The organism is Cupriavidus sp. GW821-FHT07C08, from assembly GCF_059419025.1.
This window is the reverse complement of record NZ_JBWKQZ010000060.1, coordinates 1-18974: the sequence shown is the minus strand read 5'-3', so window position 1 is coordinate 18974 and position 18974 is coordinate 1. Positions and strand designations below refer to the sequence as shown.

The window sequence follows — 18974 nt, the reverse complement described above, 5'->3', positions numbered from 1 at the left end:
GCCAGCAGGATGTGCTCGCGCGTTTGCGGCATCGGGCCGTCAGCGGCCGAGCAAACCAGGATGGCGCCGTCCATCTGGGCGGCACCCGTGATCATGTTCTTCACATAGTCAGCGTGGCCCGGGCAGTCAACGTGCGCGTAGTGGCGGTTGGCCGTTTCGTACTCGACGTGGGCGGTATTGATGGTAATACCGCGTGCCTTTTCTTCCGGCGCTGCGTCGATTTCGTCGTACTTCTTGGCGGCACCGCCAAACTTGGCTGCCAGCACCGTGGCGATTGCCGCGGTCAGCGTGGTCTTGCCATGGTCAACGTGACCGATCGTACCAACGTTCACGTGCGGCTTGGTCCGCTCGAACTTTTCCTTTGCCATTTTTCAGCTCCTAATGGAATTCAGTCTTGTCGATTCATCACGCCGCCGCGCCCCACGAGGGGTGCGGCGGCAAACAGCTTATTACTTGCCCTTGGCCGTCATCACGGCTTCGGCGATGTTCTTCGGTGCTTCAGCGTAGTGCTTGAATTCCATGGTGTACGTGGCGCGGCCTTGCGTGGCCGAGCGCAGCGACGTGGAATAACCGAACATTTCCGACAGCGGGACTTCGGCCTTGATGATCTTGCCGCCGCCCACCATGTCGTCCATGCCCTGCACGATGCCGCGGCGGGACGACAGGTCGCCCATCACGGTACCCGTGTAGTCTTCCGGCGTTTCCACTTCCACGGCCATCATCGGCTCGAGCAGAACCGGGCTGGCCTTGCGCATAGCTTCCTTGAAAGCCATCGAGCCGGCCATGCGGAACGCGTTTTCGTTCGAGTCCACGTCGTGGTACGAACCGAACGTCAGCGTGACCTTCACGTCCACCACCGGGAAGCCAGCCAGGATGCCGTTCGGCAGCGTGTCGACGATACCCTTTTCGACCGCCGGGATGTATTCGCGAGGAATCACACCGCCCTTGATGGCGTCGATGAACTCGAAGCCCTTGCCCGGCTCTTGCGGTTCCAGCGTGATCACGGCGTGACCGTACTGGCCGCGGCCGCCCGACTGCTTGACGAACTTGCCCTCGACGCCTTCGGCCGTCTTGCGAATGGTTTCGCGGTAGGCCACCTGCGGCGCGCCGATGTTGGCTTCCACGCCGAATTCGCGCTTCATGCGGTCGACCAGAATTTCGAGGTGGAGCTCGCCCATGCCCGAAATGATGGTCTGACCCGATTCTTCATCGGTACGCACGCGGAACGACGGATCTTCAGCGGCCAGGCGGTTCAGGGCGATGCCCATCTTTTCCTGGTCAGCCTTGGTCTTCGGCTCGACAGCCTGCGAGATCACCGGCTCCGGGAACACCATGCGCTCGAGCACGATCGGTGCAGCCGGATCGCACAGCGTGTCGCCCGTGGTGGCGTCCTTCAGACCCACTGCAGCGGCGATGTCGCCGGCCAGCACTTCCTTGATTTCTTCGCGCTGGTTGGCATGCATCTGCAGAATACGGCCGAGGCGTTCCTTCTTGCTCTTGACCGGGTTGTACACGGTGTCGCCCGAATTGATCTTGCCCGAGTAGACGCGGAAGAAGATCAGCTGACCAACGAACGGGTCGGTCATGATCTTGAACGCCAGTGCCGAGAACTTTTCGTTGTCGTCAGCCTTGCGCTCGAGCTTCTTCTCGCTGTCGTCCTCGTCCGTGCCCGTAACCGGCGGAATGTCGACCGGCGACGGCAGGAAGTCGATCACGGCGTCGAGCATACGCTGCACGCCCTTGTTCTTGAACGCGGTGCCGCACAGCATCGGCTGGATTTCGCAGGCGATGGTACGGTCACGCAACGCCTTGACGATCTCGGCGCGGGTCAGCTCTTCGCCGCCCAGGTACTTTTCCATCAGCTCTTCGCTGGCTTCGGCGGCGGACTCGACCATCTTCTCGCGCCATTCGTCAGCGGTGGCTTGCAGCTCGGCCGGGATGTCCTGGTATTCGAACTTCACGCCCTGGCTGGCTTCGTCCCAAATGATCGCCTTCATTTCCAGCAGATCGACGACGCCCTGGAAGCCGTCTTCAGCGCCGATCGGCACCACGACGGGCACCGGGTTGGCCTTCAGGCGGGTCTTCAGCTGGTCGTAGACCTTGAAGAAGTTCGCGCCGGTACGGTCCATCTTGTTGACGAACGCCAGACGCGGCACCTTGTACTTGTTGGCCTGACGCCAGACGGTTTCCGACTGCGGCTGCACGCCACCCACTGCGCAGTACACCATGCACGCGCCGTCCAGCACGCGCATGGAACGCTCCACCTCGATGGTGAAGTCCACGTGGCCCGGGGTGTCGATGATGTTGAAGCGATGCTCGGGGTAGTTGCCGGCCATGCCCTTCCAGAAGGCGGTGGTCGCAGCAGACGTGATGGTGATGCCGCGCTCCTGCTCCTGCTCCATCCAGTCCATGGTGGCCGCGCCATCATGCACTTCACCGATCTTGTGGTTCACACCGGTGTAGAACAGGATCCGCTCGGTCGTGGTGGTTTTACCCGCGTCAATGTGAGCCGAAATACCGATGTTACGGTAGCGCTCAATAGGAGTCTTACGAGCCACTTTAATCCTCTATTCGTCCGTGAGGCGCCGGCATCTCATGGCCCGCGCCCCTAACACAAACGGGCGAGATGTGTAAAAACACAGCCCGCCCGGCAACCAACAAACGCTATCGCGCGCTTAGAAGCGGAAATGCGAGAACGCCTTGTTGGCTTCGGCCATGCGGTGCACTTCGTCGCGCTTCTTCATTGCGCCGCCACGGCCTTCCGATGCTTCCAGCAGCTCACCTGCCAGGCGCAGCGCCATCGACTTCTCGCTGCGTTTCTTCGCGGCCTCGCGCAGCCAACGCATCGCCAATGCCAGACGACGCGACGGACGGACTTCGACCGGAACCTGATAGTTGGCGCCGCCCACGCGACGGCTCTTCACTTCCACCACCGGCTTCACGTTGTTGATGGCAACGGAGAACACTTCGATGGGGGCCTTGCCTGCCTTCTTTTCGATCTGGTCGAACGCGCCATAGACGATACGTTCGGCAACCGACTTCTTGCCGTCCAGCATCAGCACGTTCATAAACTTGGCAACTTCAACGTTGCCGAACTTCGGATCAGGCAGAACATCCCGCTTGGGGACTTCACGACGACGTGGCATCTTCTTTCCTTTAGATTCAGTTGAGAGCGCGGTCAGTTTTTCCCGCTCTCCGGCCACCAACTAGCTTGCATGCGATAGACAGCAAATTCGCCGGGTGACCACTTACTCGACGGCACGGTTGCCAAAAAGGCGCTCCGTTGTACCGCCGCCTGGTGACAGCACCATGACTCGCGCCACAGGCTATCGTTTGTTGCTTCGGGTCTTTCCGACCCAGGCTGCTTAAGCTTAGGCTGCCTTCGGACGCTTCGCGCCGTACTTCGAACGAGCCTGCTTGCGGTCCTTCACGCCTTGCAAGTCGAGCGAGCCACGGACGATGTGGTAACGCACACCCGGCAGATCCTTCACACGGCCGCCGCGGATCAGCACGACCGAGTGTTCCTGCAGGTTGTGGCCTTCACCGCCGATGTACGAAATGACTTCGAAACCGTTGGTCAGGCGCACCTTGGCAACCTTACGCAGTGCCGAGTTCGGCTTCTTCGGCGTCGTGGTGTACACGCGGGTGCACACGCCACGGCGCTGGGGGCAGTTCTCAAGCGCCGGGCTCTTGCTCTTGACGACTTCAGAGACGCGCGGCTTGCGAACCAGTTGGTTGATAGTTGGCATTGTTCAATCCAGCTTGGTTTGACGAAAAACGCCCCTCGCACCGGCATGCGCCAGGATGGAGAGGCAACTACGGGTTTTGGGCGGGAGAGATGAGCGGACGCGCTCTGGAGACGGGACTGTGCGGTAACAGCATGCCAAAGAGCGCGAGCCGGCACCCGGATCCCGCGTCTGCCGCCACCGGTCCATGGGAACCCAGTCCGGAAGGCTTGCCGGCAGCGGCCTAAAGGCCACTTGTTCGGCGGGCGAGCGAAATCCAAAGCCAAAAACTCGAATCTGACATCCTAGCAGGGGAATCGTATACCGTCAAGCCGTATACCCGACCCGGGACACGCTGACGCTGCCCTCCCGATCAGACCCCGCGGAGCGCTTCCAGGATGGACTGCCCGTAGCGCTCCAGCTTGGAGGCACCAATCCCGGGAATACCCTGCATCGCCGACAGCGAACCCGGCGCGGTCCGGGCCAGCTCCGCCAGCGTTGCATCGTGGAAGATGACATAGGCCGGCACGCCGTGCTCGCGCGCGGCCTCGGTGCGCCAGCGGCGCAGCGCCTCCCAGTTGGCCAGCATGTCTGCGTCCATGTCTGCAGTGTGGTCGGTGCGGGTGCCGCGTGCAGCACGCTCACCGGACTTGCCCGGCTTGGTGGCCTGGCGGCGCAGGATGATCTGGCGCTCGCCCTTGAGCACCGCGCGCGCGTCCTCGCCCAGCAGCAGCGCGCCATGGCCGCCATGGTCGATGGTCAGCAGCCCCTGGGCGATCAGCTGGCGGAACACCGTATGCCATTCATGCACCGAGCGGTCCTTGCCGATGCCGAAGGTGGACACCTTGTCGTGCCCCCACTGGCGAATCTTCTCCGAGCTGTTGCCGCGCAGCACGTCGATCAGGTGGGTGGCGCCGAAGTGAACCCGGCTTGCCTGCGCGGTGCGGTAGACGCAGGACAGCGCCATCTGTGCTTCGCGCGTGCCGTCCCAGGTCGCCGGCGGCTCCAGGCAGGTATCGCAGTTGCCGCAGGGTTCGCTGGCCTCGTTGAAATAGGCCAGGATGCGCACGCGCCGGCAGCCCGCGGTCTCGCACAGGCCCAGCAGCGCATCGAGCTTGGACGACGACACGCGCTTGAAGGCCTCGTCCGCCTCGGACTCGTCGATCATGCGCTTCTGCTGCACCACGTCGCCCAGGCCATAGGCCATCCAGGCATTGGCCGGCAGGCCGTCGCGGCCGGCACGCCCGGTTTCCTGGTAGTAGCCTTCCATGCTCTTGGGCAGGTCCAGGTGGGCGACAAAGCGCACGTCGGGCTTGTCGATGCCCATGCCGAAGGCGATCGTCGCCACCATCACCAGCCCTTCTTCCTCGCGGAAGCGCGCCTGATGGTGCTGGCGCACCTGGGCATCCATGCCGGCGTGGTAGCCCAGCGCATTGATGCCCTGCCCGCTCAGCCACTGCGCCGTGTCTTCCACCTTCTTGCGCGACAGGCAATAGACGATGCCGCTGTCATGAGTGCCGTCGGCCGCGGTGTGCTCGGCCTTGATGAAGGCCAGCAGCTGCTGGCGCGCATTGTCCTTCTCGACGATGCGGTAGCGGATATTGGGCCGGTCGAAGCTGGAGATGAAGACGCGGGCGTTATCCAGCGCCAGGCGCTCGATGATCTCGTTGCGCGTGAGTGCGTCGGCCGTTGCCGTCAGCGCGATGCGCGGCACGTACGGGAAGCGCTCGTGCAGCACCGACAACTGGATGTACTCGGGGCGGAAATCGTGGCCCCACTGCGACACGCAGTGCGCTTCGTCGATGGCAAAGAGCCCGACCCGAATGCGCTCGAGCAAGTCCTGGAAGCGCGGTGTCATCAGCCGTTCCGGCGCCACGTAGAGGATCTCGATGCGCCCGGCCAGCAGGTCGCGCTCGACCGCCGAGGCCTCGGCCCCGGTCAGCGTCGAATTGAGCACCGCGGCGCGCACGCCGGCTTCGGTCAGTGCCGCAACCTGGTCCTGCATCAGCGCGATCAGCGGCGACACCACGATGCCGACACCGTCGCCGGCACGCTGGCGCAGCAGCGCCGGGATCTGGTAGCACAGCGACTTGCCGCCGCCGGTCGGCATCAGCACCAGGCAGTCGCCGCCCGTCGCAACGTGGTCGATGATCTCGGCCTGGCGCCCACGGAAGGCGTGGTAGCCGAACACATCTTTGAGGATCGCCAGCGCGTGCGACATAGACAACGGAATTGCTGAAGCCGGAAAAGCCGTAACCATACCACTAAGGGACCCGGCTTCAGCGACCGCAGGGCAAACTCTGCGACGTTTCTCACGAAAGCAAACGCCGCGTGCAGACGAAAAAAAGCCCGGCTGGATCAGCCGGGCTTTCGGGCCGCCTTGCGGCGGCAAACAGCTTACTGCGATCAGACGTTGTCGCCGTCGCCTTCGGTCGTCGCCTGCACCACCGGCGCCGGCTCGATGAAGAGCGACTGCTCTTCTTCGGCGATCGCCTGGGCGCGTTCGCGCTCGGAGGCCTCGCGCGCCTTGCGGGCGCGGTGGTAGGCCAGGCCGGTACCGGCCGGGATCAGACGGCCGACGATCACGTTTTCCTTCAGACCACGCAGGTCGTCGGTCTTGCCCATGATCGCGGCTTCGGTCAGCACGCGCGTGGTTTCCTGGAACGATGCCGCCGAGATGAAGCTGTCGGTCGACAGCGACGCCTTGGTAATACCCAGCAGCAGGTTCTCGTACGTGGCCGGACGCTTGCCTTCGGCGATCACGCGGTCGTTCTCGTCGAGCAGTTCCGAACGCTCCACCTGTTCACCCGGGATGAACTTGGTGTCGCCGACATCGGCGATCTGCACGCGGCGCAGCATCTGACGAACAATCACTTCGATGTGCTTGTCGTTGATCTTCACGCCCTGCAGACGGTACACGTCCTGGACTTCGTCCACGATGTAGTGCGCCAGCTCTTCGATGCCCTTCAGGCGCAGGATGTCGTGCGGGTCCGCCGGACCTTCCACGATCATTTCGCCCTTGTTCACCACCTGGCCGTCGTGCACCAGCACCTGCTTTTCCTTCGCGATCAGGAACTCGTGGGCATTGCCATCCAGGTCGGTAATGACCAGACGCTGCTTGCCCTTGGTGTCCTTGCCGAACGAGGTCGTGCCGGTGACTTCCGCCAGCACGGCGGCGTCCTTCGGCGAACGCGCTTCGAACAGCTCGGCCACACGCGGCAGACCACCGGTAATGTCGCGGGTCTTCTGCGATTCGGTCGGGATACGCGCGAGCACTTCACCCACGTGCACCTGCTGGCCGTCCTTCACGGTAATCAGCGCGCCGACCTGGAAGCCGATGGTCACGGAGTGGTCCGTGCCCGGGATCTTCACTTCCTGGCCGCTGGCGTCGAGCAGCTTCACCTGCGGGCGGATGCCCTTGGTTGCAGCCGTGCGGCGCTTGGCGTCGATCACCACCAGGGTCGACAGGCCCGTCACTTCGTCCATCTGCTTGGCGACGGTCACGCCTTCTTCGACGTTCTCGAACTTGGTCGTACCGGTGTACTCCGACACGATCGGGCGAGTCAGCGCGTCCCACGTGGCCAGCTGCGTGCCAGCCTTGATGGCCTGGCCGTCCTGCACCAGCAGCGTGGCGCCGTACGGGATCTTGTGGCGTTCGCGCTCGCGGCCGTGGTCGTCGGTGATCAGCGCCTCGCCCGAACGCGAGATGACGATCAGTTCGCCCTTCGCATTGGTGACGTAACGCATGGTCGCCGTGAAACGCACGGTACCGGTTGCCTTGGCTTCCACACTCGACGCCACTGCCGCACGCGATGCCGCACCACCGATGTGGAACGTACGCATGGTCAGCTGCGTGCCCGGCTCACCGATCGACTGGGCGGCAATCACGCCAACCGCTTCGCCGGAGTTCACCAGCACGCCGCGGCCCAGGTCGCGGCCATAGCACTTGCCGCACAGGCCGTAGCGCGTGTCGCACGACAGCGGGGTGCGGACCTTGACTTCGTCCACGCCGATGTTGTCGATCAGCTCGACCAGGTCTTCGTCCAGCAGCGTGCCGGCTTCGATCGCGGTTTCCTGGGTTTCAGGGTTGACCACGTCGGCCACGGTCACACGGCCGAGGATACGGTCGCGCAGGGCTTCGATCACTTCACCGCCTTCGACCAGGGCCTTCATGGCCACGCCGTTGGAGGTGCCGCAATCGTCTTCCACCACGACCAGATCCTGCGTCACGTCGACCAGACGACGGGTCAGGTAACCCGAGTTCGCGGTCTTCAGTGCCGTATCGGCCAGGCCCTTACGTGCGCCGTGGGTCGAGATGAAGTACTGCAGAACGTTCAGGCCTTCACGGAAGTTCGCCGTAATCGGCGTTTCAATGATCGAGCCGTCCGGCTTTGCCATCAGGCCACGCATACCGGCCAGCTGGCGGATCTGCGCGGCGGAACCCCGTGCGCCCGAGTCGGCCATCATGTAGATGGAGTTGAACGACTCTTGCTTCACGGTCTTGCCTTCGCGGTCGACCACGTCTTCGTGCTGGAGCTGCTCCATCATCGCCTTGCCCACCTGGTCGCCGGCGGCGCCCCAGATGTCCACGACGTTGTTGTAGCGTTCCTGGTCGGTCACCAGACCCGACATGTATTGCTTGTCGTATTCCTTCACCTTGGCCGAGGCCTCGGCGATGATCTTTTCCTTCTGCGGCGGCACCAGCATATCGTCGATGGCGATCGAGATACCGGCGCGGGTTGCCAGGCGGAAGCCCGACTGCAGCAGCTTGTCGGCGAAGATCACGGTCTCGCGCAGACCGCACTTGCGGAACGCGGTGTTGATCAGGCGCGAGATTTCCTTCTTCTTCAGCGGCTTGTTCAGCACCGAGAACGGCAGCCCCTTGGGCAGGATCTCGGACAGGATCGCGCGGCCGACCGTGGTGGCCTGCAGCGTGATCTTGGGTGCGAAACGGGCGTCGCCCTCTGCGTCCTTGTCGACCAGCTCATACTCTGTGATACGCACGTTCACGCGCGAAGCCAGTTCGACTTCCTTGTTCTCGTAGGCGCGGATCACTTCGCTGATGTCGGCAAAGGTCATGCCCTCGCCGCGGCCGTTGATCTTGTCGCGGGTCGTGTAGTACAGACCCAGCACCACGTCTTGCGACGGCACGATCGACGGGTCGCCGTTGGCCGGGAACAGCACGTTGTTGGAGGCCAGCATCAGCGTGCGGGCTTCCATCTGCGCTTCCAGCGACAGCGGGACGTGGACAGCCATCTGGTCACCGTCGAAGTCGGCATTGAACGCCGCGCAGACCAGCGGGTGCAGCTGGATGGCCTTGCCTTCGATCAGCACCGGCTCGAACGCCTGAATGCCCAGGCGGTGCAGCGTCGGCGCACGGTTCAGCATCACCGGGTGCTCGCGGATCACCTCTTCGAGGATGTCCCACACCACCGGGGTCTGGCTTTCGACTTCCTTCTTCGCCGCCTTGATGGTGGTGGCGATGCCCATCGTTTCCAGCTTGTGGAAGATGAACGGCTTGAACAGCTCGAGCGCCATCAGCTTGGGCAGGCCGCACTGGTGCAGCTTGAGCGTCGGGCCCACCACGATGACCGAACGGCCCGAGTAGTCGACGCGCTTGCCCAGCAGGTTCTGACGGAAACGACCGCCCTTGCCCTTGATCATTTCGGCCAGGGACTTCAGCGGACGCTTGTTGGCGCCGGTCATCGCCTTGCCGCGACGGCCGTTGTCCAGCAGCGAGTCAACCGCTTCCTGCAGCATGCGCTTTTCGTTGCGCACGATGATTTCAGGCGCCTTCAGCTCCAGCAGGCGCTTCAGGCGGTTGTTACGGTTGATGACGCGGCGATACAGGTCGTTCAGGTCCGAGGTCGCGAAGCGGCCACCATCCAGCGGCACCAGCGGGCGCAGCTCGGGCGGCAACACCGGCAGCACTTCGAGGATCATCCACTCGGGCTTGATACCCGAACGCTGGAAGGCCTCGAGCACCTTCAGGCGCTTGGCGAACTTCTTGATCTTGGCTTCGGAGCCGGTGGCCTGCAGCTCGGCGCGGATCTGTTCGATCTGCTTCTCGATGTCGATGCCGCGCAGCAGCTCACGGATGCCCTCGGCACCCATCATGGCGACGAACTCGCCCTCGCCGTACTCGTCGCACTTCGCCAGGTAGTCGTCTTCGGACATGATCTGGCTCTTCTTGAGCGGGGTCATGCCGGGTTCGATCACCACGAATGCTTCAAAGTACAGCACGCGCTCGATGTCGCGCAGCGTCATGTCCAGGACCATGCCCAGGCGCGACGGCAGCGACTTCAGGAACCAGATGTGCGCGGTCGGCGCGGCCAGTTCGATGTGGCCCATGCGCTCGCGGCGCACCTTGGCCAGCGTCACTTCAACGCCGCACTTCTCGCAGATCACGCCACGGTGCTTCAGGCGCTTGTACTTGCCGCACAGGCACTCGTAGTCCTTGATCGGGCCAAAGATCTTGGCGCAGAACAGGCCGTCGCGTTCCGGCTTGAAGGTACGGTAGTTGATCGTTTCGGGCTTCTTGACTTCGCCGTACGACCACGAACGGATCTTCTCGGGCGAGGCCAGGCCGATCTTGATCGCGTCGAACTGCTCTTCCTGCTGTACCTGCTTAAAGAGATCGAGCAATGCTTTCATTGCAACTCCTTGTTTCGCCACCGCCCCGGAGTTGGTCCGGGTCGATGGCATTCATCCTGTGGGAAATCCTTCGCCTGTAGTGTCGACGGGGAACCGGCCGCAACCGGCTCCCCTCACCTGCCCGATCAGTAGCGATCGAGGTCGATGTCGATACCCAGCGAGCGGATTTCCTTCACCAGCACGTTGAACGATTCCGGCATGCCGGCATCGATCGAGTGCTCGCCCTTGACGATGTTCTCGTACACCTTGGTACGGCCGTTAACGTCATCGGACTTGACCGTCAGCATTTCCTGCAGCACGTACGACGCGCCGTAGGCTTCCAGTGCCCACACTTCCATCTCACCGAAACGCTGGCCACCGAACTGGGCTTTACCACCCAGCGGCTGCTGCGTCACCAGCGAGTACGGGCCGGTGGAACGCGCGTGCATCTTGTCATCGACCAGGTGGTGCAGCTTCAGCATGTGCATCACACCCAGCGTGACCGGACGCTCGAACGCTTCGCCGGTGCGGCCGTCGAACAGCGTGACCTGCTGCTTGGAAGCGGTCAGGCCCTTCTCCTTCGCGATCTCTTCCGGATAGGCGAGGTCCAGCATGCGGCGGATTTCATCCTCATGCGCACCATCGAACACCGGCGTCGCGAACGGCACGCCCTTCTTCAGGTTCTCGGCCAGTTCCAGGACCTCCGAATCCGACAGGCTGTCGAGGTCTTCGACCTTGCCGCTCTCGTTGTAGATCTGCGTGAGCAGCTTGCGCACTTCGGCTGCCTTGGCTTGCGCCTTCAGCATGTTGCCGATGCGCTCGCCCAGGCCACGCGCGGCCCAGCCCAGGTGGGTCTCGAGAATCTGACCCACGTTCATCCGCGAAGGCACGCCCAGCGGATTCAGCACGATGTCGGCAGGCGTACCGTCGGCCATGTAGGGCATGTCTTCGATCGGGGTGATCTTGGACACGACACCCTTGTTGCCGTGACGGCCGGCCATCTTGTCGCCAGGCTGCAGGCGGCGCTTGACGGCCAGGTACACCTTGACCATCTTGATCACGCCCGGCGGCAGTTCGTCGCCCTGCGTGAGCTTCTTGCGCTTCTCTTCGAAGGCCAGGTCGAACTCGTGGCGCTTCTGCTCGATGGCTTCCTTGACGGCTTCCAGCTGGGCAGCCAGTTCCTCGTCGGCCGGACGGATGTCGAACCAGTGGTACCTGTCGATGTCCGCCAGGTATTCCTTGGTGATCTTGGCACCCTTGGCCAGCTTCTTCGGACCGCCGTTGACGGTCTTGTCGATGAGCAGGCGTTCCAGACGCTGGAACGCGTCGCCTTCCACGATACGCAGCTGGTCGTTCAGGTCCAGGCGGTAGCGCTTCAGTTCGTCGTCGATGATCGACTGGGCACGCTTGTCGCGCGTCACGCCTTCGCGGGTGAAGACCTGGACGTCGATCACGATGCCGCTCATGCCCGACGGCACGCGCAGCGAGGTGTCCTTCACGTCCGAAGCCTTCTCGCCGAAGATCGCGCGCAGCAGCTTCTCTTCCGGGGTCAGCTGGGTCTCGCCCTTCGGCGTGACCTTGCCCACCAGCACGTCGCCGGCTTCGACTTCAGCGCCGATGTAGGTGATGCCCGACTCGTCCAGGCGAGCCAGCTGGGCCTCGGCCAGGTTCGAGATATCGCGCGTGATTTCTTCCGGTCCCAGCTTGGTGTCGCGGGCAACGACCGACAGTTCCTCGATGTGGATCGAGGTATAGCGGTCTTCGGCCACCACACGCTCCGAGATCAGGATCGAATCCTCGAAGTTGTAGCCGTTCCACGGCATGAACGCCACCAGCATGTTCTGGCCCAGGGCCAGTTCACCCAGGTCGGTCGAGGCGCCGTCGGCGATCACATCGTTGCGGGCAACGATATCGCCAACCTTGACCATCGGACGCTGGTTGATGTTGGTGTTCTGGTTCGAGCGCGTGTACTTGATCAGGTTGTAGATGTCCACGCCGACTTCACCGGCCACGGCTTCGTCGTCGTTCACGCGGATCACGATACGCATCGCGTCGACGTAGTCGACCACGCCGCCACGCATCGCCTGCACGGCCGTACCCGAGTCGACCGCAACGGTGCGCTCGATGCCGGTGCCGACCAGCGGCTTGTCCGGACGCAGGCAAGGCACGGCCTGGCGCTGCATGTTGGCGCCCATCAGTGCACGGTTCGCGTCATCGTGTTCCAGGAACGGCACCAGCGAGGCAGCGGCCGACACGATCTGCGACGGCGCCACGTCGATGTACTGCACGCGGTCCGGCGTCACCATGCGGGTTTCCCGCTCGGAGCCTTCACGCGACGACACCAGTTCGTCGGTCAGGTTGCCTTCGGCGTCAACGGTCGCGTTGGCCTGCGCCACCACGTACTTGCCTTCCTCGATCGCGGACAGGTAGTCGACCTGGTCGGTCAGCTTGCTGTCGACCACCTTGCGGTACGGCGTTTCCAGGAAGCCGTATTCGTTCAGGCGGGCATACAGTGCCAGCGAGTTGATCAGACCAATGTTCGGACCTTCCGGCGTTTCGATCGGGCACACGCGGCCATAGTGGGTCGGGTGCACGTCACGGACTTCGAAGCCGGCGCGCTCGCGCGTCAGGCCGCCCGGGCCCAGTGCGGATACACGACGCTTGTGCGTGATTTCCGACAGCGGGTTGGTCTGGTCCATGAACTGCGACAGCTGCGACGAACCGAAGAACTCGCGGATCGCCGACGAGATCGGCTTCGAGTTGATCAGGTCGTGCGGCATCAGGTTCTCGGTCTCGGCCTGGCCCAGACGTTCCTTGACGGCACGCTCCACGCGCGACAGGCCGGCGCGGAACTGGTTTTCGGCCAGTTCGCCGACGCAACGCACGCGACGGTTGCCCAGGTGGTCGATGTCATCGACCTCGCCCTTGCCGTTGCGCAGGTTGACCAGGATCTTGATGGTCTCGAGGATGTCCTCGTCCTGAAGCACCATGGCGCCTTCGCCGGTGGGGCGGCCCAGACGGCTGTTGACCTTCATGCGGCCAACGCGCGACAGGTCGTACGACTCTTCGCTGTAGAACAGGCGCTGGAACAGCGCTTCCACCGCTTCTTCGGTCGGCGGCTCGCCCGGGCGCATCATGCGGTAGATCGCGATACGCGCAGCGGTCTGGTCGGCGGTTTCGTCCACGCGCAGGGTCTGCGACATGTACGGGCCCTGGTCCAGGTCGTTGGTGTACAGGGTCTGGATCTGCTTGACGCCGGCTTCGCGCAGGTTTTCCAGCAGCGTTTCGGTGAGCTCGTCGTTGGCGTTGGCAATCACCTCGCCGGTATCCGGGTCGATGATGTTCTTGGCCAGCACGCGGCCCAGCAGGTAGTCTTCCGGCACGCTGATCAGCTTGGTGCCGGCCGAATCCAGGTCGCGGATGTGCTTGGCGTTGATCCGCTTGTCCTTCTCGACCACCACGCGGCCGTTCTTGTCGGCGATGTCGAAGCGCGCGACTTCACCGCGCAGGCGCTCGGGCACGAACTCCAGCTGCGCGCCTTCGGCCTGCAGCGTGAAGTTGTCGAACACGAAGAAGTGCGCGAGGATCTGTTCCGGGGTCAGGCCGATCGACTTCAGCAGGATCGTCACCGGCATCTTGCGGCGGCGGTCGACGCGGAAGTACAGGATGTCCTTCGGGTCGAACTCGAAGTCCAGCCACGAACCGCGGTAGGGGATGATACGTGCCGAGAACAGCAGCTTGCCCGAGCTGTGGGTCTTGCCCTTGTCGTGCTCGAAGAACACGCCCGGCGAGCGGTGCAGCTGCGAGACGATGACACGCTCGGTGCCGTTGATGACGAACGAACCCGTGGAAGTCATCAGCGGGATTTCGCCCATGTAGACTTCCTGCTCCTTCACTTCCTTGACCTTGCCAGGATTCTCGCGATCGTTGATGATCAGGCGAACCTTGGCACGCAGCGCCGAGTGGAAGGTCAGGCCACGCTGTTGACATTCCTTGACGTCGAACGGCGGGTTGGACAGGTGATACGAGACGAACTCCATACGGGCAAGCCCGTTATGCGAGGAGATCGGGAAGATTGCGTTGAAAGCGGCCTGGAGGCCTTCGGTCTTGCGACGCGCGGTCGGCGTTTCCGCTTGCAAGAACTGAGTGTAGGATTCAATCTGGGTGGCAAGCAGGAATGGAACCTGATGTACCGTCGCGCGCTTCGCAAAGCTTTTGCGAATGCGCTTCTTTTCGGTGAAGCTGTACGCCATGGGATCTCCGAATCATCGCAGGGCTGGCTGGACCTGGCCGGACCTGAGGTGTTCAGCGACTGGGAGGGGATTTGGCGGTTGGCCGCTACCAACCTCTGGCTGACGGTGTCCGCACGCTGCGGGCGGTGTGGTCGTCGCATCAAGCGCAACGCCTGTACTCGCCCGGGGGACACCCGACCAAACTTGTCTTCTGCAGTCGGTTCAGAAGACAAACATCAGCAGCAACTACTTAGTGTGCCACTGATGTTTGGCCTCTGCTGAGACTCCGGCATGCCCAAGGGCACCGGGGCTCGCAAACATCACTTTTTCTTGCGGAGAGTGCTTCTCAAAACACTTTCGCACAAGCGCAAAAAGGCTGGCGCCGGGAATTTCCCTTTGCCAGCCCCATCCGCGTGCCGGAAGGGCACGCGAGCAATGCCTTACTTGACGTCGACCTTCGCGCCAGCGTCTTCCAGCTTCTTCTTGGCTTCGGCAGCAGCAGCCTTGTCCACGCCTTCCTTGACGGGCTTCGGTGCGCCATCGACCAGGTCCTTGGCTTCCTTCAGGCCCAGGCCGGTGATTTCGCGAACAGCCTTAATCACGCCAACCTTGTTGGCGCCGACTTCGGCCAGGATCACGTTGAACTCGGTCTGCTCTTCAGCAGCGGCGGCACCGCCGGCGCCCGGGGCAGCAGCCACGGCCATGGCAGCGGCGGACACGCCAAACTTCTCTTCAAACGCCTTGACCAGGTCGTTCAGTTCCATCACGGACATCGCGCCAACGGCTTCCAGGATGTCGTCTTTGGTGATTGCCATTTGAAATACTCCTACTAGATTTGATTCGGTATCGGTAATGCGATCTTTCGATGCGAGGCCTGGATTGCCTTAGGCGCCAGCGGCTTCCGCTTCCGCGGGAGCGCCTTCGGCGTTCTTGGCAGCCAGTGCAGCCAGCAGACGGGCGAAGCCCGACACCGGTGCCTGCATCACGCCCAGCAGCTGAGCAATCAGTTCGTCGCGGCTCGGGATCGATGCCAGCGCCTTCACGGCGGCAGCGTCGAGAACCTTGCCGTCATACGACCCAGCGCGCAGGACCAGCTTGTCGTTGGTCTTGGCAAAGTCGTTCAGAACCTTGGCCGACGACACTGCATCTTCGGAAATACCGTAGATCAGCGGACCGGTCATCTGCTCTGCGAGGCTTGCAAACGGCGTACCTTCGACGGCACGGCGGGCCAGCGTGTTCTTCAGAACACGCAGGTACACGCCTTGCTGACGAGCGGTGGAACGCAGCTTGGTCAGATCGCCAACCGTAATGCCGCGATATTCGGCCACGACGATGGTCTGGGCCTTGGCGACTTGCGCCGAAACCTCAGCAACGACGGCCTTCTTATCTTCAATATTGAGTGGCACGGTTAAGCTCCAAAATGACGCTAGCCCTCCGGCAATACCGGAGTCTTCACGTCAGCACAAACGAACGGCGTCCGATTGGCCCGAATCACCCGGGACAGGCCCGGATTCATCAATCCCTTCGGGTGCGCCATCTGCGCTGGTTGCCCGGGGTTGGTCATGCACGGCACCTGGCCCTGCCTGTACGTCCCGGCCGATTAAGCCCGCATGCCTGACTGCGGTCATGTGGACACCAGCGGTCTTTGATAACCAGCGGCGACTGCCTGAACACCATGTGTCCGGCTGCCACCACTGCCCAAAGCCTTGCTCCCTATCCTTGTCCCGCCGCTTGGCAGAACCAGGTCCGGAGCCGATCCCCGCTTACGCCAGGATCTTCAATTCGCGGCCGACCGGTGTTATCGGGTCCGGTCAGCCTGTGCCGTCAGCTCAGGCCGACAGCGAAGCTTGTTCCACGCGCACGCCAACGCCCATGGTGGACGAAACGGCGATCTTGCGCAGGTACACGCCCTTGCTCGTAGCCGGCTTGGACTTCACCAGGGCTTCCAGCAGTGCGGACAGGTTGCTCTTCAGCGCTGCGTCTTCGAACGAGCGGCGGCCGATGGTGGCGTGGATGATACCGGCCTTGTCGACACGGAACTGCACCTGACCAGCCTTGGCGTTCTTCACGGCCTGGGCCACGTCGGGCGTCACGGTACCAACCTTCGGGTTCGGCATCAGGCCGCGCGGGCCCAGGATCTGGCCCAGCGTACCGACGATACGCATCGTGTCCGGCGAAGCGATCACGACGTCGAAGTTCAGGTTGCCGGCCTTGACTTGCTCAGCCAGGTCTTCCATGCCGACGATGTCAGCACCGGCGGCCTTGGCGGCTTCGGCCTTTTCGCCCTGGGCGAACACAGCCACGCGAACCGACTTGCCGGTACCTGCGGGCAGCACCACCGAACCACGAACCACCTGGTCCGACTTCTTGGCGTCAATGCCCAGCTGCACGGCCACGTCGATCGACTCGTCGAACTTCGCCGAAGCGCAGCCCTTCACCAGGCCCAGGGCCTCGTCGATCGGGTAGAACTTGGTACGCTCGATCTTCGCCTTGTTGGCGGCGACGCGCTTGGAAACCTTAGCCATTTACAGACCCTCCACGGTGATGCCCATCGAACGAGCCGAACCGGCGATGGTACGCACGGCGGCGTCCAGGTCGGCGGCGGTCAGGTCAGCGTTCTTGGCCTTGGCGATTTCTTCAGCCTGGGCGCGGGTGATCTTGCCAACCTTGTCGGTATGGGGCTTCGGCGAACCCTTGGTGATGCCAGCTGCCTTCTTGATCAGCACGGTCGCCGGGGGCGACTTCATCACGAAGGTGAAGCTCTTGTCGGCGAAGGCGGTAATCACCACCGGCACCGGCAGACCGGGTTCCATACCCTGGGTCTGGGCGTTGAACGCCTTGCAGAACTCCATGATATTCAGACCACGCTGACCCAGTGCGGGACCAACGGGCGGGGAGGGATTTGCCTTACCAGCCGGAATCTGCAGCTTGATAAAGCCAATGATCTTCTTGGCCATCTTTACTCCAATCCGGATCGCTCTTTCGGGATGCGATCCTGTTGAGTCGTAACGCGCTGTCGCCGCACCTTCGGCACGGCCTCACGCTCCTCTTGGCGCCGCCACCGGGGCGTCGCCGTTGCCAGTTGCCGCCCTTTCAGGCCGCAGCCGGCAAATTCCTTAAACCTTCTCGACCTGGCCGAACTCAAGCTCGACCGGCGTGGCACGCCCGAAGATCGTGACCGAGACCCGCAGGCGCGATTTCTCGTAGTTCACTTCTTCCACGTTGCCGTTGAAGTCGGTGAACGGGCCGTCCTTGACGCGCACCATTTCGCCCACTTCGAACAGCGTCTTGGGACGCGGCTTCTCGACCCCTTCCTGCATCTGGGTCATGATCTTGTCGACTTCGCGCTGCGAGATCGGGCTCGGGCGGTTGCGGGCACCGCCCACGAAACCGGTGACCTTGCTGGTGTTCTTCACCAGGTGCCAGGTCTCGTCGGTCATTTCCATTTCCACCAGCACATAGCCGGGGAAGAAACGACGCTCGGTGACCGACTTGTGGCCGCCCTTGATTTCCACGACTTCTTCGGACGGCACCAGGATGCGGCCAAACTTGTCCTGCATCTCGGCGCGTTCGATGCGCTCCTGCAGCGCGCGCTGCACGCTCTTCTCCATGCCGGAGTAGGCATGCACGACATACCAGCGCTTCTTCGACGAAGGCGATTCCGGCGCGGTGGTTTCCTGCTGAGCGTTATCCGTCATGTGCTACCTCTTATTTCCAGCCCAGCACGAGCGAGAAGACGACCCACTCGATGAGCTTGTCAGCCGACCACAGGAACAGCGCCATGACGACGACAAAGACGAAGACCAGCCCCGTCATTTGCCCGGCTTCCTTGCGCGTCGGCCAGACGACCTTGCGAACTTCCCGATACGATTCCTTGGCGAACCCGATAAAGTCCTTGCCTGGTACGGACACCAGTGCAACCACGATACCCAGTGCAATACCACCGAACAGTGCGGCGCCACGTACATAAGACGGTTGCTGTGCCAGTGCATAGAAACCGATGACGCCCGCAACCACCAGCAGCACCGCCACGCCAAGCATCCACTTGCCGCTGCTGGCGTTCACGGTTTCAACATTGGGATTGGCCATGTTTCGCAAACGAGACTAAGCCGCGTCACGATTGCTCTTCGCGACGCGGCTGATTGATTTGGCAGGGGCAGAGGGAATCGAACCCCCAACCTTCGGTTTTGGAGACCGACGCTCTGCCAGTTGAGCTATACCCCTAAAACAACTGTGGGGCCGGCGCTGGCGCCAACCCCTTCTGGCAACGAACGCGGCCGGTTGGTGCCGCGTTCGCTATCAAACAACTTAGTCGAGGATCTTTGCCACGACGCCGGCGCCGACGGTACGGCCGCCTTCACGGATAGCGAAGCGCAGGCCTTCT

15 protein-coding genes and 1 tRNA gene are annotated in these 18974 nt (G+C 62.7%); 1 reads left to right on the top strand and 15 read right to left on the bottom strand.

The features are described from left to right. The 7 genes from AC07UK_RS38395 to rpoB form a co-directional block, all read right to left on the bottom strand. Positions 1-368 (bottom strand): GTP-binding protein (locus AC07UK_RS38395; RefSeq protein WP_494688357.1); only part of this gene is annotated, 368 nt, incomplete at its 3' end. 81 nt (positions 369-449) lie between these two features. Then, complete coding sequence (gene fusA / locus AC07UK_RS38390; protein ID WP_436222850.1) at positions 450-2558, bottom strand: elongation factor G; 2109 nt, start codon at positions 2556-2558, stop codon at positions 450-452. Between the two features lie 117 nt (positions 2559-2675). Then, complete coding sequence (rpsG, locus tag AC07UK_RS38385; protein WP_010810459.1) at positions 2676-3146, bottom strand: 30S ribosomal protein S7; 471 nt, start codon at positions 3144-3146, stop codon at positions 2676-2678. Positions 3147-3371: 225 nt separating this feature from the next. Then, on the bottom strand, positions 3372-3749 hold the full coding sequence (rpsL, locus tag AC07UK_RS38380; RefSeq protein WP_010810460.1) for a 30S ribosomal protein S12: 378 nt from the start codon (positions 3747-3749) through the stop codon (positions 3372-3374). Between the two features lie 349 nt (positions 3750-4098). Next, complete coding sequence (gene recQ, locus AC07UK_RS38375; protein WP_041228215.1) at positions 4099-5946, bottom strand: DNA helicase RecQ; 1848 nt, start codon at positions 5944-5946, stop codon at positions 4099-4101. 185 nt (positions 5947-6131) lie between these two features. Then, entirely contained in the window at positions 6132-10379 is a 4248-nt protein-coding gene (gene rpoC, locus AC07UK_RS38370; RefSeq protein ID WP_436222851.1) for a DNA-directed RNA polymerase subunit beta', read from the bottom strand. Between the two features lie 125 nt (positions 10380-10504). Further along, on the bottom strand, positions 10505-14611 hold the full coding sequence (gene rpoB / locus AC07UK_RS38365) for a DNA-directed RNA polymerase subunit beta (RefSeq protein WP_436222852.1): 4107 nt from the start codon (positions 14609-14611) through the stop codon (positions 10505-10507). On the opposite strand from rpoB, the gene AC07UK_RS38360 reads away from it, so the two are divergent. Next, entirely contained in the window at positions 14492-14872 is a 381-nt protein-coding gene (locus AC07UK_RS38360) for a hypothetical protein (protein WP_436223130.1), read from the top strand. The genes rpoB and AC07UK_RS38360 overlap by 120 nt on opposite strands. Before the next feature lie 158 nt (positions 14873-15030). On the opposite strand, the gene rplL is transcribed toward AC07UK_RS38360, so the two are convergent. The 8 genes from rplL to AC07UK_RS38320 all read right to left on the bottom strand — a co-directional run. Continuing rightward, complete coding sequence (gene rplL, locus AC07UK_RS38355) at positions 15031-15405, bottom strand: 50S ribosomal protein L7/L12 (protein WP_010810464.1); 375 nt, start codon at positions 15403-15405, stop codon at positions 15031-15033. Positions 15406-15474: 69 nt separating this feature from the next. Continuing rightward, a complete protein-coding gene (rplJ, locus tag AC07UK_RS38350) occupies positions 15475-15996 on the bottom strand; it encodes a 50S ribosomal protein L10 (protein WP_010810465.1) in 522 nt (173 codons plus the stop codon). A gap of 423 nt (positions 15997-16419) precedes the next feature. Further along, positions 16420-17115, bottom strand: coding sequence for a 50S ribosomal protein L1 (rplA, locus tag AC07UK_RS38345; RefSeq protein ID WP_013958262.1), 696 nt, complete (start codon positions 17113-17115; stop codon positions 16420-16422). Continuing rightward, positions 17116-17547, bottom strand: a complete 432-nt coding sequence (gene rplK, locus AC07UK_RS38340) for a 50S ribosomal protein L11 (RefSeq protein ID WP_010810467.1) — start codon at positions 17545-17547, stop codon at positions 17116-17118. A 159-nt stretch (positions 17548-17706) separates the two neighbouring features. Next, positions 17707-18288, bottom strand: coding sequence for a transcription termination/antitermination protein NusG (gene nusG / locus AC07UK_RS38335; RefSeq protein WP_010810468.1), 582 nt, complete (start codon positions 18286-18288; stop codon positions 17707-17709). A gap of 10 nt (positions 18289-18298) precedes the next feature. Beyond that, positions 18299-18679, bottom strand: coding sequence for a preprotein translocase subunit SecE (secE, locus tag AC07UK_RS38330; protein ID WP_013958264.1), 381 nt, complete (start codon positions 18677-18679; stop codon positions 18299-18301). A gap of 59 nt (positions 18680-18738) precedes the next feature. Beyond that, a tRNA-Trp gene (locus AC07UK_RS38325) sits at positions 18739-18814 on the bottom strand. Positions 18815-18898: 84 nt separating this feature from the next. After that, positions 18899-18974, bottom strand: a 76-nt coding sequence (locus tag AC07UK_RS38320) for an EF-Tu C-terminal domain-related protein (protein WP_244008446.1), incomplete at its 5' end; no start/stop codon positions are given.